1 pseudogene is annotated in these 1,056 nt (G+C 57.9%); it reads right to left on the reverse strand.

The features are described from left to right. Positions 1–17: 17 nt before the first annotated feature. Positions 18–965 (reverse strand): annotated as a pseudogene (locus J8I29_RS29630) (IS630 family transposase). Positions 966–1,056 lie beyond the last annotated feature (91 nt).

A 1,056-nucleotide genomic window follows, 5' to 3' on the forward strand; every position in this document is an offset into this window, starting at 1 on the left:
CCTAGAGCATTATGAAATTAGGTTCGATCATATCCTGCGTTAGCGAAGAAATTCGCGCATTCGCAGGGTTTGGTCTGCTGCAAGATGTGCAGGATGGCGTGCGTGAGCTCATCGAGAGAACGAGCGGGCTTGGCGCAGCCAGTGTTTGAGTTTGGCGAAGAACTGCTCGATTGGGTTCAAATCGGGGGAGTATTTGGGCAGAAATAGCAGCTTTGCTCCTGCCTCTCGGATGGCTTGGCGTACCTGCTTTCCCTTGTGGGAGCCAAGATTGTCCATGACGACGATGTCGCCCGGCTTCAAGGTTGGAACCAGTTGGGTTTCCACATAGGTGCGGAAACTCTCGCCGTTGATCGGACCATCCAGGACCCAGGGTGCTTCCACCCGATCATGGCGCAGAGCGGCAATGAAGGTCTGGGTCTTCCAATGGCCATGGGGAACGACGGCCTCGAGCCGCTCGCCGCATTTGCTCCAGCCGCGGAGCGGGGCCATGTTGGTCTTGGTCCAAGTTTCGTCGATGAACACAAGCCGCTCGGGGGTGATCAGGGGACGGTATTTGATCCATTGCTGCCGGCGCCGGGCGACGTCGGGCCGGCTGCGCTCGCTGGCGACCAGCGTCCTTTTTTAAAACTCAGCTTCTGCTCGTGCAGGAAATTCCACACACTGTGATGGTCGACCTTGAGCCCGCGCTCGGCCAATTCCTTGATCAACTTGGCGATCGTGAAGGCACTTCCGTCTCGGCAGCGCCCAACCAGCCAGTCATGATGCTCACCGCTGATCGCGCGCGGCTTATGGCCCCCCATCTTCCCCGGCGCCACACTGCCGTTTGCCTTGTCCCGCTGCAGCCAAAGCACCGCCGTCGAAACCGCTATGCCAAAACGCAGCGCCGCCTGGTTGCGAGAAAACCCTTCTTCCTTGACCGCTCGAACAACCCGCTCACGAAGGTCCATCGAATAAGGAACTGCCATTCGCTGCGGCCTCCTCCCCCGCAGCTATCTTGAATCACTTCTCAATCGATTTGGGAATCCAACGATTCAACCAAAAATCACCCTGCTCTAA

This window comes from Labrys sp. LIt4 (genome assembly GCF_017813775.1).
GTDB lineage: Bacteria > Pseudomonadota > Alphaproteobacteria > Rhizobiales > Labraceae > Labrys > Labrys okinawensis_A.